At 74.8% G+C, this 15,318-nt stretch carries 13 protein-coding genes; 9 read left to right on the forward strand and 4 right to left on the reverse strand.

Annotated elements, in window-relative coordinates; translation table 11 throughout:
* Positions 1-125: 125 nt before the first annotated feature.
* Together ACIPSE_RS24755 and ACIPSE_RS24760 are read left to right on the forward strand one after the other, a co-directional pair.
* A complete protein-coding gene (locus ACIPSE_RS24755) occupies positions 126-737 on the forward strand; it encodes a response regulator transcription factor (protein WP_401665861.1) in 612 nt (203 codons plus the stop codon).
* Entirely contained in the window at positions 734-1,381 is a 648-nt protein-coding gene (locus ACIPSE_RS24760; RefSeq protein WP_401665863.1) for a response regulator transcription factor, read from the forward strand. Before ACIPSE_RS24755 ends, ACIPSE_RS24760 begins: the two co-directional genes overlap by 4 nt.
* A gap of 121 nt (positions 1,382-1,502) precedes the next feature.
* Here the strand turns inward: ACIPSE_RS24760 and ACIPSE_RS24765 are convergent, their stop codons facing one another.
* The 3 genes from ACIPSE_RS24765 to ACIPSE_RS24775 form a co-directional block, all read right to left on the reverse strand.
* Complete coding sequence (locus ACIPSE_RS24765) at positions 1,503-2,237, reverse strand: Type 1 glutamine amidotransferase-like domain-containing protein (RefSeq protein ID WP_401665865.1); 735 nt, start codon at positions 2,235-2,237, stop codon at positions 1,503-1,505.
* Between the two features lie 154 nt (positions 2,238-2,391).
* Positions 2,392-3,213, reverse strand: coding sequence for a 4'-phosphopantetheinyl transferase family protein (locus ACIPSE_RS24770; protein WP_401665867.1), 822 nt, complete (start codon positions 3,211-3,213; stop codon positions 2,392-2,394).
* Positions 3,206-3,457: an MbtH family protein gene (locus ACIPSE_RS24775; protein ID WP_401665870.1), complete on the reverse strand. Its 252-nt coding sequence runs from the start codon at positions 3,455-3,457 to the stop codon at positions 3,206-3,208. The genes ACIPSE_RS24770 and ACIPSE_RS24775 overlap by 8 nt, the downstream gene beginning before the upstream one ends.
* A gap of 257 nt (positions 3,458-3,714) precedes the next feature.
* Between ACIPSE_RS24775 and ACIPSE_RS24780 the strand changes: the two genes are divergently transcribed.
* From ACIPSE_RS24780 to ACIPSE_RS24800, 5 genes are all read left to right on the forward strand, one after another.
* On the forward strand, positions 3,715-6,039 hold the full coding sequence (locus tag ACIPSE_RS24780; protein ID WP_401665872.1) for a lantibiotic dehydratase: 2,325 nt from the start codon (positions 3,715-3,717) through the stop codon (positions 6,037-6,039).
* Positions 6,039-7,523, forward strand: a complete 1,485-nt coding sequence (locus tag ACIPSE_RS24785; protein ID WP_401665874.1) for an amino acid adenylation domain-containing protein — start codon at positions 6,039-6,041, stop codon at positions 7,521-7,523. Before ACIPSE_RS24780 ends, ACIPSE_RS24785 begins: the two co-directional genes overlap by 1 nt.
* Positions 7,520-8,539 (forward strand): threonine/serine dehydratase, encoded by a 1,020-nt coding sequence (locus tag ACIPSE_RS24790; RefSeq protein WP_401665877.1) that lies wholly within the window; start codon positions 7,520-7,522, stop codon positions 8,537-8,539. Before ACIPSE_RS24785 ends, ACIPSE_RS24790 begins: the two co-directional genes overlap by 4 nt.
* Positions 8,536-8,793, forward strand: a complete 258-nt coding sequence (locus ACIPSE_RS24795; protein ID WP_401665880.1) for an acyl carrier protein — start codon at positions 8,536-8,538, stop codon at positions 8,791-8,793. The genes ACIPSE_RS24790 and ACIPSE_RS24795 overlap by 4 nt, the downstream gene beginning before the upstream one ends.
* A gap of 142 nt (positions 8,794-8,935) precedes the next feature.
* Positions 8,936-11,218: a lantibiotic dehydratase gene (locus ACIPSE_RS24800; protein WP_401665883.1), complete on the forward strand. Its 2,283-nt coding sequence runs from the start codon at positions 8,936-8,938 to the stop codon at positions 11,216-11,218.
* Here the strand turns inward: ACIPSE_RS24800 and ACIPSE_RS24805 are convergent.
* On the reverse strand, positions 11,177-12,685 hold the full coding sequence (locus ACIPSE_RS24805; protein ID WP_401665886.1) for a sulfatase-like hydrolase/transferase: 1,509 nt from the start codon (positions 12,683-12,685) through the stop codon (positions 11,177-11,179). The genes ACIPSE_RS24800 and ACIPSE_RS24805 overlap by 42 nt on opposite strands.
* A 275-nt stretch (positions 12,686-12,960) precedes the next feature.
* On the opposite strand from ACIPSE_RS24805, the gene ACIPSE_RS24810 reads away from it, so the two are divergent.
* Together ACIPSE_RS24810 and ACIPSE_RS24815 are read left to right on the forward strand one after the other, a co-directional pair.
* A complete protein-coding gene (locus ACIPSE_RS24810; RefSeq protein ID WP_401665889.1) occupies positions 12,961-14,316 on the forward strand; it encodes an ABC transporter substrate-binding protein in 1,356 nt (451 codons plus the stop codon).
* On the forward strand, positions 14,313-15,284 hold the full coding sequence (locus tag ACIPSE_RS24815) for a carbohydrate ABC transporter permease (protein WP_401665892.1): 972 nt from the start codon (positions 14,313-14,315) through the stop codon (positions 15,282-15,284). Before ACIPSE_RS24810 ends, ACIPSE_RS24815 begins: the two co-directional genes overlap by 4 nt.
* Positions 15,285-15,318 lie beyond the last annotated feature (34 nt).

The following is a 15,318-nucleotide window of genomic DNA, read 5'->3' on the forward strand; positions in this document are numbered from 1 at the left end:
CGGAAAAGTGGGGGCCGTCTACCGATCCCGCCGCACCGCCGCGGACGGCACGGTGGACCCAAGTCCCCATGCCGGACCGCCCGATGAGCCCCAGGCCGGGCGGACGACCTTCCAAGGAGCAGCAGATGGGAGTACCCGTACCTGTCAGTGTGGTCGCCCTCGACCCCGTGCTGGAGGCAGGCACCCGCACCACCCTCCAGGTCCGCCCCGAACTGACCGTGTGCGAGCCCGCCGACGCGCGGGTCGCGGTCCTCACCGTGGACCGGCTCGGCCCGGCCGAACTCGACATGGTGCGCGCCACCCGCACCCAGCCCCACCGCCCCGCCGTCGTCCTCGTGGCGGGCACGCTCGCCTCGGGGGACGTGGTGCACGCACTCGCCGCCGGCGCCCGGGGACTGCTCCTGCGCCGCGAGGCCGACGCCTCGCGGCTCGCCCACGCGGTGCTGGCCGCCGCCCGCGACGACTGCACCCTGCCACCCGGCCTGCTCGAACAGCTCCTGGACCGGCCGGACACCGTCGTCCGCGGCGCCGGCGGCTGGAGCGACGGCATGCTGTCCGACCGGGAGCGCTCCGTGCTGCGTCTGGTGGCCGACGGGCACGAGACCGCGGAGATCGCCCAGCGGCTCGCCTACTCGCCCCGCACCGTGACCACGGTCGTCCACGACATCACCCGGCGGTTCCGGCTGCGCAACCGCGCCCACGCGGTCGCCTACGCGCTGCGGGCGGGTCTGCTGTGACCACCGCCCTCACGGCCCCGCCGTCCGCCCCCGCCCTCCCCGCGCCGATGCCCGCGCCCGCCGTCGCCGTGCGGGTCGTACCCGGTCCGGGGGCGGACCGGGTCCGCGCGCTGGCCGAACGGGCCGGACTCCTCCCCACGCCGGGGGAGCACACGTCCGCCAGGACGCTCACCGTCACCGTCGTCGTGGCCGCCGACCCGGACCGGGCCCTGCGGGGCGTCGGAGCCCCCGGGCCGCTGCTCCTGGTCTGCGACACCGTCGGACGCGCCGGCCGGCTGCGGGCCCTGCGCGCCGGGGCGGTCGTGGTCGGCGCCGCCGAACTGACCGAGGACACCCTGAGCACCGCCGTCGACCGGGCCGTCCACCCCCATCCGAGCATCCCCTACCCGGAGTTGACCCGGCTGCTGACCACCGGCCCGCACCCCGGCGAGCCGCTGTCCGCCACCGGCACCCCGGCCCTGACCGCACGGCAGACCTCGGTCCTGCTGCTGATGGCCGAGGGCTACGGCAACGCCGACATCGCGCTGCTGCTGAGCTGCTCCGAACACACCGTCAAGAACGTCATCTACGAGATCATGGCCCGCCTCCAGGCCCGCAACCGCGCCCACGCGGTCGCCCACGCCGTACGTCACGGCCTGGTCTGAGCCGGGCGGGCCCACGTCCACGACGCGGGGCACGGGAACACGGACCGGGTGCGGGGGCACCGGGCGCCGGACCCGTCGCCCCGCGCGGTCGTGTGCCCGCAGCCGGACGGAGGGGCGCCCGTCAGGGGGAGGGCAGGCGGCGCGGGACGAGGCGTTCCTCCACGGCGCGCCCGTCCTCCCGCCGCACCACGTACGCGGCCTTGTCCGGCAGCTCCGCCACCGCCTCGACGAGCCGTGTGCCCCGGTAGAGCAGCCCCACCCCGTCGTCGGTGCAGTGGGCCTCGGTGAAGACGCCGTCGGCGACCAGACGGTGGATCAGCGGGCGGCGGCCCGCGTCGGAGTCGTAGTGCACGCCGTTGCCGTACGGCAGCAGGCCCAGTCCGCCGGTCACCGGCCGCAGTTCGGGGCCGAAGGAGTCGGTGGTGCCGCCCTCGAACCAGCAGATCGAGCCCGCGCTCACCCCGGCCAGCACCACCCCGGCGTGCCAGGCGCGCCGCAGCACCTCGTCCAGACCGTGCACACGCCACACGGCGAGGAGATTGGCGACCGAGCCGCCCCCCACCCACACCACGTCGTGGCCCAGGACCGTGCCCTCGACGTCCTCGACGCTGGGCATGGGGAACAGCGACAGCGGGGTCAGGTCGAAGCCCGCCACCCGCGCCGCCTCCGAGACCCGCGCCGTGACGTGTTCGGCGTCCCCCACCGCGGTGCCGACGTGCAGGATCCGCGGGCGCCTGCCGTGGACGCCGGACAGGTCGACCGCGTGATGGACCAGGGAGTCGAAGAGCACCCGGGTGCGCGTACCGGGGCGGTGGCCGCCGGACGTGGCGAGGATGGTCGGTTCGGGCGCTGTCACGCGCGTGATCGTATCCCGCCGGCCCTGGCGGAAAGGGTGCGCGAGAAGTGAAGGCGGTGCGTGGGTCGGACGCCCGCGGAACAAGCCGACAGCGCGGCGGGGACCGGTGTCCCACCGGTCCCCGCCGCGCTGTCGCCGGCGGTCCGCGAGCGGCTCAGCGGGTGCGCAGCGCCACCGCCGCCGCGTAGCCCGACGGCACGAGGACGTCCCGTACGGACCACCCCGGCGCCGGATCGGCCGGCGTCGGGCCGGTGCCCAGGAAGTCGAGCGCCGGATCGCGCACCAGACCTGTCCCCAGGCCCTTGAGATAGCCCTCCTTGCGGACCCAGGCCCGGGTGAACGCGGCCGGACGGCCGTACGCGGGCAGCCGAGCCAGTTCGTCCGCCTCGGCCGGGTGCAGCGCGGCCTGCGCGCTGAGCATCACCTTCACCGTGGCCAGCTCCTCCACGTCGACGCCGACCGGCGCCGGCGCGAGCGCCACCAGCACCAGCCCGCCGCTGTGCGACAGCGAGAAGTGCACCCCGGGTGTGCGCAGCACGGGCCGCCCGTGCGGTCCGCCGCAGCCCGCGCACGGTTCGCGCGCCAGCGGAAGGGCCTCGGCGCGCACCCCGAGCACGACGCTCAGCACACCCCGCAGCCCCGCGTGGGCCACCACATAGGCGTCCCGGTCCCGGTCGTGGCGGAAGGCGCGGGCCCGGGCCCGCTCCTCCTCGTCCAGGACCTCGCCCGCGTCCCGGAGCGCCTGCGCGTCCTGCTCCGCGACCCGGGCGAGATACAGCTCCAGCGGTCCGCGCAGGGCACGGGGCCCCCGGGGACCCGCCCCGGCCCGCAGCGCGGACAGGTCCAGCACCGCCGGACACAGCCGCGGCGCGAGCGCCTGCTCCGGCGGGGGAACGAGCAGCGAGGAGCGCGACGCCGTTCCCGGCGGGTCGTGGGCCGACGGGCCCGGCAGGCGGCCCGGGAGCCGCTCAGGCATCGGCCCCTGCCAGGCGCCGGCGCAGGCTGAGCGGACGCATGTCCGTCCAGATGACGCCGATGTGGTCCAGGCACGCCTGCCAGCTGCCGCGCAGCCCCTCCGGGTGCCAGCCGGCGGGCGGTTCGCGGTCCGCCCGCCAGATCGAGTACTGCTCCTCGTCGTTGCGGACCACGAGGTACTCCTCGTCGGTGTGAGCACGGACCTCGTCGGCGTCCGCGCCGTGTCCGGAGTCGGGTTGCGTCACGGTGAACCTCCCGCGGGTGATGGGACCGGCCGCAGGTCACGGCCGACGCCGACAGCGTGCCCCGGACCCCACGGCCGGGGTCAGGGACGAACGCGCCGAACCCGCGGCGCGCGTTGCTGCCGGATCTTCTCTGTCGGCCCGGCCCCGAGGCGCGGGACCGTGCTGTCCGGCCGGAGAACCCGGCGAACCCGGGGCGGACCACCGTCCGCCCCGGGGCCGGTCGCCTCCCGCACCCCCCTTTCCGGAAGGAGCACGCGATGTCGGACGAGCACGCACCTGTCCTGCTGCCGGGCGGAGGCTGGCGGCTGTGGGAACAGTTCGCGCTGCGCGGCCCCGGCTTCCCCGCCGACGGCGTGCTGGGCCTGGCCCCGCCCGGACTGGCCGAGGCCGCCGACAAGTTCGGCCCCGGCACCGCGCTGTCCGGCCCCGAATGGGACGCGTTCGGTGAGGAGCTGGCCGCCGCCGCCGTGGACACGGCCCGCCGCCTCCAGGAGGTCGCCGCCCGCCCCCGCTTCCAGGCGGCGCTGGCCTGGCAGAACCCCGCCGTGCTGCGCACCGGTATCGCCCCGTTCCTGCGCTGGCGGCCGGGCACGGACGCCCGCAGCAGCATGCCGCGCCAGCGCGAGGAGCTCGTCGCCCACTACTGGCAGCGGTTCTGCGTGAAGAACGACACCATCGGCTTCTTCGGCCCCGTCGGCTGGGGCCGCTGGGACCCCGACGCCGGCGACGCCGTCGCCACCACCGCCGGACACGGCTTCCTGGCCGCGGGAGAGGTCTACTTCTCCGGCTGGGCGATCGACGCCCTGGCCAAGGTGCTGGCCGAGGACGCCGAGCTGATGCGCTGGATCCCGCCGCGCCGCGTCTCCATCGTCCGCGCCGCCGACGGCACCGTACGGGTGCCCGGCCGCCCCGCGCAGCCGGTGGGGGAGCGCGAGACGGCCGTACTGGAGCTGTGCGACGGCACCCGGCCCGTCGCCGCCGTCGCCGCCGCACTGGACCTGCCGGTCGACGAAGTGACGCACACCGTACGGGAGCTGGCACGGCGGCGGTGGGTGCAGTGGCGCCTGGAGGTACCCGCCGCCACCCACCCCGACCAGGCCCTGCGCGCCATCCTGGAGCGCGTCCCCGACCGGGCGGCCCGCGACCGCGCGCTGGCCCCGCTCGCCGTCCTGGAGGCGGGCCGCGACACCGTACGCGACGCCGGTGACGACGCCGACGCGCTCGGCGCCGCCATCGCCGCCCTCGAAGCCGACTTCGCCGCCCTCACCGACACCGAGGCCCAGCGCGCCAAGGGAGCCAGGACCGCGCCCTGCCGCGGCCTCGTCTACTCCGACACCCGGCGCGCCGCCACCGCCACCGCCGGACCCGGCCTGCTCGCCCTCATGGAACCCCTCCAGCTGTGCCTGACCGCCGCCCGCTGGATGACCAACCGCTTCGCCGACGGCATCCGCGCCCGCCTGCGCACCGTGCACGCCCGGCTCGCCGCCGACGGCGCCCCCGTCGACCTCGCCACCCTGTGGCTGCACACCCTGCCCTCCCCGCACCCCGAGGCCGGCGACCTCGCCGACGCCGTCCAGGCCGAACTCCGCGCCGCGTGGACCCGCCTCCTCGACATCCCGCCCGGCGCGCGCAGCGTTCGGCTGACCACCGCCGACCTCGCCGACCGGGTCCGCGAGGAGTTCGCCGAGCCCGGCGACGGCTGGTCCCTGGCCCGCTACTTCAGCCCCGACGTCCTGGTCGTCGCCGACGACGAGGCGGCCCTGGCCCGCGGTGACGTCGACCTCGTCCTGGGCGAGATGCACTGCGCCCTCAACACCATGGGCGCCTCCCTCTTCGTGCACCAGCACCCCGACCGGGAGGAACTGCTCGCCGAGACCACCCGCGACTTCCCGGCACCCCGGCTGCTGCCCATGCTCGCCAAGGAACTCCCCCTGAAGTGGTCCACCCGCAGCCGCCCCTCCCTCGACCGCGACCAGGACCACTACGTCGCACTCGTCGACCAGACCGGGGACCCGCACCGCCCGCGCACCGCGCTCAGCGCCGACGTCCTGGTGGAGGACACCGACGGCCGGCTGACCGCCGTCCTGCCCGACGGCACCCGCTACGACCTCCTCGACGCCTACGCCAACACCCTCACCCAGCGGGTCATGGACCGCTTCACGCTGCGCCCCGAGGGCGACCACACCCCGCGCATCACCGTCGACCGCATGATCCTGGCCCGTGAGACCTGGCAACTCCCCGTCTCCGAGCTCGACTTCGCCGACGAGAAGACGGAGGCCGCACGGTTCGTCCGGGCCCGCCACTGGCAGCGCCGGCACGACCTGCCGCGGTTCGTCTTCGTCGTCTCCCCGACCGAACCCCGCCCGTTCTACGTCGACTTCGACAGCCCCGTCTACCTCACCATCCTCGCCAAGGCCGCCCGCAGGCTCGCCCGCAAGGACCCCGCCGCCCGGCTGAAGGTCAGCGAGATGCTCCCCACCCCCGAACAGGCATGGCTCACCGACGACGACGGACACCGCTACACCTCCGAACTCCGGTTCGTCGCCGTGGACCGGACCGTCACCGGCGAGGAGCAGCTCTGATGCGCACACTCGCCGACGACATCGCCGCCCACGCCGCACGGCACCCGGAACGGATCGCCCTCGACACCCCCGACGGCCCCGTCACCTACCGCGAACTCGACGCCGGTGTGCGCGAGGTGGCCCGCCTGCTGCACGCCCACGGCGTCCGTCCCGAGACCGTCTGCGCCGTCGCGGTGGAACACGGGCGCGACGCGGTCGCCGCCATGGCCGCCGTCCTGCGCTGCGGCGCGGCCTTCCTCACCCTCGACGTGGGCCAGCCCCGCGACCGGCTGGCGTCCTTCGTCCGCACCGCCAGCGCCCGCCTCCTGCTCACCACCGCCGCCCACGCCCCCGCCCTCGACCTCGGCGTCCCCGTCCTCCGCCTCGACCGGCCCGCGCCCGACGAGGACCCGCCGTTCCCGCCCGCCGACCCCCGGTCCCTCGCCTATGTGAGCCACACCTCCGGCAGCACCGGCGACCCCAGCCCCGTCCTCGTCGAGCACCACGCCCTCGACGGCTACCTGCGCGACACCGCCCACGCCCTGGGACTCGGGCCGGACACCGTCGTCCTGCAGACCGCGCCCCTCGGCTACGACGCCTCCCTGCGCGACACCTTCGCCCCCCTGCTGGCCGGCGCCCGCCTCGTCCTCGTGGAACGCGCCCGGCTCCTGCGCCCCGCCGAGTTCGCCCGCACCGTCCGCGAGCACCACGTCACCGCGCTGCTCAGCGTCACCCCCTCCTTCCTCACCCACCTGGCCGGACAGCCCGACCTGCCCGACCCGCTGGCCGGGGTCACCCTCGTCGCCTCCAGCGGCGAGTCCCTGCGCCCCTTCCTCGCCGCGGGCGGACGCCGTCTCGTCCCGGGGCGCCTCGTCAACCAGTACGGCCCCACCGAATGCACCATGACCACCACCCGCCACTCCGTGCCCGCCGTGCCCGACCCGGCCGACGACGTCGTGGGCCACCCCCGCGCCGGCACCACGGTCCGCGTCCTGGACGCCGCTCTCGTGCCCGTCCCCGACGGCACCGTGGGCGAGGTCTACATCGGCGGCACCGGCGTCGCCCGCGGCTACGGCGGCCTCCCCGCCCGCACGGCCGGCACCTTCGTCCCCGACCCCTACGGACCGCCGGGCTCCCGCATGTACCGCACCGGCGACCTCGGCCGGTGGACCGCGCAGGGCCTGCGCTACGAGGGCCGGGGCGACCGGCAGGTGAAGATCCGCGGCTACCGCGTGGACCCCTCCGAGATCGAGGGCGCCCTGCTCACTCACCCCGCGGTGACCGGCGCCGTCGTCACGCCCGGCACCGACGGCCGGGGCCGCGTCTTTCTCGCCGCCCACCTCACCGGCGACGGCGCGACCACCGACGCCGCCCTGCGCGCCCATCTGGCGCGCACCCTGCCGCCCCACCTGATGCCGCGCCACTTCCACCGCCACGCCACCCTGCCCACCACCCGCGGAGGCAAGGCCGACCGCCGCCGCCTGGTCGCCGGGAGCACCGCATGAGCACCACGACCGCCGCGACGTCCGTACCCGTCCTGCCCGCGACCGCCGATCTGACGGCCGCCGCCGCCCGCATCGCCCCGTACGTGGTCCGCACCCCCCTGCTGCGCGGCCCGGTCACCGCCGCGCACGGCCCGCGGCTGCTGCTGAAGGCCGAACACCGCCAGCTCGGCGGCTCGTTCAAGACCCGGGGGGCCGCCAACGCCGTCCTCGCCCTGGACGCCGACCGTGTCGTCACCGGCTCGTCCGGCAACCACGGCATCGCCCTGGCCCGGATCGCCCGCACGCTCGGACTGCGGCTGACCGTCGTCCTCGCCGCGGGCGCCGCCCCCGCCAAGGCCGCCGCGATCCGCGCCCTCGGCGCCGAGACCGTCCGGGTCGCCGGGGGCGTGGCCGAGCGCGAGGAACACGCCGCGGCCCTGGCCGCGACGACCGGCGCGGTCCTCGTCCCCTCCTCCGACCACCCCCTGGTGGTCGCCGGTCAGGGCACGGTCGGCACCGAGATCCTCACCGACGCCCCCGACACCGGGACGCTCTACGTCCCGGTCGGTGGCGGCGGTCTCCTGGCGGGCGTCTGCCTCGCCGCCGCGGGCCGTCCGGTGCGCGTGGTCGGCGTCGAACCCGCCCTCACTCCGCGCTACGCCCGTTCCCTGGCCGCCGGACACCCCGTCCAGCTGCCGCCGAGCAGCACCGTCGCGGACGGGCTGCGCGGCCAGCGCCCCGGACACGTCACCTACCCGATCGTCCGGGACCGGGTGGACGACCTGATCGCCGTCGGCGAGGCGGAGATCATCGCCGCCGCCGACCTGCTGCGCCGGCACGGCGTCGACGCCGAACCCAGCGGGGCCGTCGCCCTGGCCGGGGCCCTGCGCGCGGGCCGCCGCGAACACGCCGTGGCCGTCGTCTCGGGCGGCAACACCCCGGCCCGGCTGCGCGCCCTGCACCGCCCGCCCACCGCACCACCCACCACCACCGCACCACCCACCACCACCGCACACCCCGAGGAGCACACGCCATGACCGAGAACACCGCGACCGCCGCCGGCACCCTCGACCTGCTCGTCGACGTCTTCCGGGACGTCCTCGGCTTCGCCGGACTCACCGCGGACACCGACTTCTACGAGGCGGGCGGCGACTCCCTGACCGCCTTCCAGATCACCGGCCGGCTCCAGGAGATCCTCGGCGTCGACGACATCCCGGTCTCCCTGGTCTTCGCCTACCCGACCCCGCGCGACCTCGCCGAGGTCGTCGACGCCGACTACGGCCGCGCCTGACCGGCGCCGTGGCCCGCCCGTCCGTCCCCCGGCCCTCCGGCGTCCGCCGCACAGGGCCGGGGCGCAGGCGGCCACCCCCACCGCCGCGTCCCGCCGCACCCCTCACCTCGTCCCCGCCCCGCGCGCGCCAAGGAGTGCCGCTATGACCGAAGACCTCGTTCCGTCCCTCGGCCGCTGGCGCCTGTGGAACCAGTTCGCGCTGCGCGGCCCCGGCTTCCCCGCCGACGGCGTGCTGCGCCTGGCCCCGCCCGGACTGGCCGAGGCCGCCGACAAGTTCGGCCCCGGCACCGACCTGTCCGGCCCCGAATGGGACGGCTTCGGGAAGGAGTTGTCCGCCGCCGCCGTCGAGACCGCGCACATCCTCCAGGACATCGCCCGCACCCCCGCGTTCCGGCAGGCACTGGCCTGGCAGAACCGGCCCGTGCTCGGCACCGGCATCGCCCCGTTCCTGCGCTGGCGGCCGGGCACGGACGCCCGCAGCAGCATGCCGCGCCAGCGCGAGGAACTGGTCGCCCACTACTGGCAGCGGTTCTGCGTGAAGAACGACACCATCGGCTTCTTCGGCCCCGTCGGCTGGGGCCGCTGGGACGCCTCCGTGTCCGGTGCGACCGTCGACACGGGAACCGGGCTGATCGCCGACTCCACCGTCTACTGGGCCAGTTGGGGCATCGACGCGCTGGCGAAGATCCTCGACGCCGATCCGGAGCTGCGCGGATGGATCGCCCCGAGGCGTGTGCCCTTCGTGGTGCTGGACGGGGACCGGGTGCGGGTGCCGGGCCGGCGCCCGACCGCCGTGTCCGCCGCGCAGGCGGCCGTCCTCACCCGCTGCGACGGCGTGCGCCCGGCCCGCGACATCGCCGCCGGTCTGCCCGGCACCGACGTCCCCGGGGTCCTGGCCGACCTGGTGTCCCGCAGATGGGTCACCTGGCGGCTGGAGATCCCCGCGGGCACGCACCCCGAACACGCCCTGCGCGCCTGGGCGCAACGGGTCGGCGCACCGGACCCGCGGCGACGGGCCCTGGCCGCCCTCGACCTCCTGGAGGCCGGGCGGGCGAAGGTCGCCGCCGCCGACGGCGAGGACGAACTCGTGCGCGCGATGGAGGAGTTGGAGCGCGACTTCACGCGCCTCACCGACACCGCGGCCGTCCGGGAGAAGTCCTCCTCCACGGCGCCCTGCCGCGCGCTCGTCTACAGCGACACCCGGCGTTCCGCGACCGCCCGGCTCGGCCCCGCGGTCCTGGACGCCCTGTCCCCGCTGCGCGTTCTGATGGACAGCGCGGGCTGGCTCACCTCACGGCTGGCCGCCGCCGTCGCCGCCGGGATCCGCCCGGTCCACGACCGTCTCGCCGCCGAGGGCCCCGTCGACCTCGCCTCCTTCTGGTTCGCCTGCCTGCCGGTCCTGCACGGCACGGCCCGCACCGCCGCCGACGACCTGCAACGGGAGTTCACCGCACGCTGGCGGCGCGTCCTGGACGTGCCCGAGGGCGCGCGCCGGGTGAGCGCGCGCACCGCCGACATCGCGGCGGCCGTCAGCCGCGAGTTCGAGGGCGGCGGGGGCTGGACCGCGGCCCGCTACCTCAGCCCGGACATCATGGCCGCCGCCGACGGCCCCGAGGCGGCGGCCCGCGGTGAGCTGACCCTCGTCCTGGGCGAACTCCACCTCGCCGCCAACACCTTGGGCGCCTCGCTCTTCACCCACCAGCACCCGGACGTCGACGAACTGCTCGCGCTCACCGACCGGGACCATCCCGGGCCGCGCCTGCTGCCCCTGATCCCCAAGGAGCATCGGGCGCGTCTGTCCGCCCGGGTCCGGCAGACCCTGGTACGGCCCCAGGACTACCAGGTCGCCCTCACCGACTTCACCGCGGACCCCGCCCGGCCGCGTGCCGTGCGCAGCGCCGACGCCGTCGTCGAGGAACGCGGCGGCGGGCTGGTCGTGCGCCTCCCGGACGGTGCGGAGTTCCCGGTGGCCGACGTCTTCTCGCACGTCCTGACCACGCTGTCGATGGACCTCTTCCGGCTCCTCGCGCCCGCCCCCCACACCCCGCGCGTCACCCTCGACCGCATGGTCGTGGCCCGTGAGACCTGGCAACTGCCCGCCGCGGAGGCCGCCTTCGCCGACGACAAGGACGAGGCCCGCCGCTTCGTGGAAGCACGGCGCTGGCGCGCCCGACTGGGCCTGCCCCGCTTCGTGTTCGTCGTCTCCCCGACCGAGTCCCGCCCCTTCTACGTGGACTTCGACAGCCCGGTCTACGTGACGATCCTCGCCAAGGCCCTGCGCCGGCTGGCCCGCAAGGACCCGCACGGCACGGCCACGTTCACCGAGATGCTCCCCACCCCGGAACAGACCTGGCTGACCGACGACGAGGGGCGGCGCTACACCTCAGAGCTGCGGTTCGTCGCCTTCGACACCCAGGAGCCCTGAGACCGGCCGCGCGGTCCCGGACGGCCGGCCCGGGGTGCCGGACGGCCCACCCGGCGGCGCCTCGAACGCCGTGGCCAGCGTTCCCGGGGACACCGGGGTGCGCTGGCCGCCGCCGGACACGGGCAGGCGGGCGCCGTCCAGGGCCGGATCGACGTACACGGCGAACCACTCGTCGAGGCGGGCGGCGAGCGCGGTACGGGTCTCCGCGTGGTCGGGGGAGCCGGAGAGGTCGCGCTCCTCGCCGGGGTCGGCGGTGAGGTCGTACAGCTCGTGCGGGCCGTGCGGGTAGCGGTGCACGTACTTCCACCGCCGGGTGCGGATCATGCGGACGGGTCCGTACTCGTCGTAGACCACGACACGGTCGTGGCCGTGGGTGTCGTCGGTGCCCGCGAGCAGTCCGGCGAAGGAGCGGCCCGGCAGCGCGGGGTCGGGCCGGTGGTCCAGGCCGAGGTGCTCGACCAGGGTGGGCAGGACGTCGTACTGGGACAGCAGTTCGTCCCGGACGCGTCCGCCGGGAAGGCGGCCGGGCTGGGCCGCGATGAAGGGCACCAGCACCGAACTGTCGTACATGTTCTGCGGGAACGTGCCGTTGCCCTTGCCCCAGATGCCGTGGTGGCCGGCGTTGAAGCCGTTGTCGCTGGTGAAGATCACGAGGGTCGAGCCGGTGAGGCCGAGCGTGTCGAGCCGGTCCAGGACGCGTCCGACGGCGGCGTCCATCGCGGTCGTCGCCGCGAAGTAGCCGATGAGGGCCTGCCGGGTGTCCGACTCGCCGCCGACCGGGGCGCCGTCCTCGTCGAGCGGCTGCCAGGGGTGCGGCGGGCCCTGGGGACAGGTCTCGAAGGCGCAGTCCTCGTACAAGCCGGTGTAGCGGCTGGGGTGCTGGCCCTTCCACGGCTTGTGCGGCGCGGTGAAGTGCAGGGAGAGGTGGAAGGGTTCGTCGCGCTCCGCCTCGGCGGCCAGGAAGCGTTCGGCGTCCGCGGCGAGGGCGTCGGTGAGGTAGTCGGGCTCCTCGGTGCGCACACCGTCCCGGTACATCGGCGCGCCGCGGTAGGGGCCGCCGCCGCTCTCGTGCGCGTACCAGTGCACGAAGCCCTTGCGGGGGCGGTCGTTGGCGCCTAGATGCCACTTGCCGCTGAGGCCGAGCCGGTAGCCGGCGTCGGCGAGCAGATCCGTGAACAGGGTCCGCTCGGCCAGGAAGTCGACGCCCGTGCGGCCGGCGTGATGGTAGGAGAGCCAGTCGTGGACGCCGTGCTGCGAGGGCAGTTGGCCGGTGAACAGCGAGGCGCGGGCCGGTGAGCAGACGGGCGAGGTGCAGAAGAAGCGGCTGAGCAGGACACCGCTCGCGGCCAGGGCGTCCAGCCGGGGGGTGTGGATCTCGTGGTTGCCGGCGCACCCCAGGGCCCAGGGGCCTTGGTCGTCGGACAGGATCAGCAACACGTTGGGACGGTCCGGATCGCGGCTTGCCATGGTTCTCCCGGGCCTGACGGGGCGGGTGGTCGGAGTGCCCACATGGTCGGAGGCGATGACCGGACGAGTCAATCGCTCCCAGGGAATGAATCACCTATGACTTGGGGGAAGCTCTCGCCGACCGAACCGTACTGCTCGGTGAAAGCGCGATCACGGCGTGATTCATCTGCAATTCATTACCTCTGGAGCCCGTTGATACGCCGATGAATCAAGGGCAATCATGTGGCCACGCCGTCCCCCCCCGCCCAGGTCATCGCCTCCCGAGGAGCGCAGGTATGTCCGCTGCCAGACAGTCCACGACCGGCACCGAGCCCGGTCGCCTCCCCTCCCGTCGCGCCGTGCTCGGCGCGCTGCTCGCCACGGCGGCCGGGCTGACCGCCACCGGCTGCGGGGCCGCGGCCACGTCCACCGGGGACGGCTCCTCCTCGTTCACCTACTGGTCGATGTGGAAGCAGAACGAGCCCCAGGCCAAGGTCGTCCAGGCCGCGATCACACAGTTCACCAAGGACACCGGCATCGAGGTCAGCGTCCAGTGGAAGGGCCGCCAGGTCGTCCAGCAGCTGGCGCCCACCCTCAACACCGCCAACGTCCCCGCCGACCTCGTCGACTCCGCCGACCGCTTCGCCTTCGCCCAGCTCCAGGCCACCGGCCAGGCCCTCGACCTCACCCCCGTCCTCGACCTGGCCGTCCCGGGGGAGAAGGGCAACACGGTCGGCGGCGTCGTCCCCGCCAAGTACCGCGACCTGTCCACGACCGACGGCACGCTGTGGCAGATCCCGTACGAGGTGATCACCACCCAGCTCTGGTACGACGGCCACGCCCTCCCCGACGTCGCCGCCCGACCGCCCGCCACCTGGGACGAGTTCACCGACCTGCTCACCCGGCTGCGGGCGGGGCGCGGCGACGGCCCCCTCGCCCTCGACGGCGACATCCCCGACTACGCCGCCTACTGGACGTACTACGCCGTCCTGCGCGGCCTCGGCCCCGGCGCCTTCGGCAAGGCCGCCACGGACAAGAGCGGCGCGCTGCTGAAGGCGGACGGATTCGTCGACGCGCTGACCCACGTCGAGAAGCTCGTCTCGGGCGGCGCCTTCACGAAGGGCTACGACGGCTCCAAGTGGCCCGCCGTCCAGCAGAAGTGGGCCAAGGGCAAGTCCGACTTCCTGCTCCTGGGCACCTTCGCGCCCAGCGAGACCGCGGAGTTCGCCGCCTCCGGCTTCACCTACCGGTCGATGCCCGTCCCCGCCTTCACCGCGGGCGGCGACACCTCCCAGGACATCTCCCTCATCGGCTTCTCCATCCCGAAGAAGGCCAGGAACGCCGTCGCGGCACAGAAGTTCATCGCCTACTTCCTCGCCAAGGAACACCTCCAGGGCATCGCCACCGAGGCCAAGAACATCACCCCGCGCGCCGACATCGACGCCCCCGCGGAACTCGCCGACGCCCAGAAGGCCCTCACCGACGGCACCGTCGTGAAGACCCTGGACGGGGTCAAGGAGACCGCCGCCGAGTGGTACACCAAGGTGTTCCTGCCGCTCAACACCACGTTCCTCACCGGCGGTCTCACCGCGAAGTCCTTCGCCGACCGGCTCTCGGCCGACTCCGCCGCCTACTGGAAGACGGCCTCGTGACGGCCACCGACACCCTGCCCCGCGCCGACACCGCCACCCCTGCCCGGCGCCGGTCCGCCGCCGGGCAGGGGGCCACCCGGCCCAGCCCGCTCGCCGCCCGCCGCAGAAGACTCTTCTGGCCGATGCTGCTCCCGGCCGTCCTCGTGTACGTCGTCTTCTTCGCCGGCCCGTCGCTGTTCACCCTCTGGCTCAGCCTCAACGAATGGGCCGGGGCGGGCCCCATGACCTTCACCGGCCTGGACAACTACCAACGGCTGTTCCAGGACCCGACGTTCCGGCACTCCTTCACCAACACCCTCTGGATCATCCTCGGCGCGGGCGGACTGACCTTCCTGTTCTCCTTCGCGCTGACCATGGTGCTGCGCGAGATGCGGGGCCGTAAGGCGGCCCGGTCCATCCTCTTCTTCCCCAACATCGTGCCCAGCGTGGTCATCGCGATCCTGTGGGGCTTCCTCTTCCAGCACGACGGACTCGTCGACGCCCTCGCCCGCGCCGCCGGACTCCCCGCGGTCAACTGGCTGGGCCAGGAGAACCTGTTCAAGGTCATCCTGATCGGCCTGGTGTGGACCTCCACCGGCTTCTACACCACCATCCTGATGGCCGCCGTCGACCAGATCCCGCCCGAGCTGTACGAGGACTGCGAACTCGCCGGCGCGAACGCGCTCCAGAAGTTCCGGCACGTCACCCTCCCGCTGATGTGGGACGTCGTCGGGGTGTGCGCCGTGCTGTGGACCATCTCCGCCGTGAAGGTCTTCGAGTTCGTCTACGCCTTCGCCGGCGCCGCCGGACAGATGCCCGACACCGGTGTGTGGAACACCGCCCTCTACACCTACGGCGAGGCGTTCGCCTCCGGCGGCGTCCCCCGGTACGGCTCCGCCGCGGCGAGCGCCGTGGTCATGCTCGCCCTCGTCGGCGTCCTCGTCGTCCTCATCCGCCGCTTCATGCGCCGCGACACGGTGCAGTACTGACGCCGGGTGCCCGCACCGGACGTGACCCGCCCCC

The organism is Streptomyces sp. NPDC090106 (assembly GCF_044747265.1).
Classification (GTDB): Bacteria; Actinomycetota; Actinomycetes; order Streptomycetales; family Streptomycetaceae; genus Streptomyces.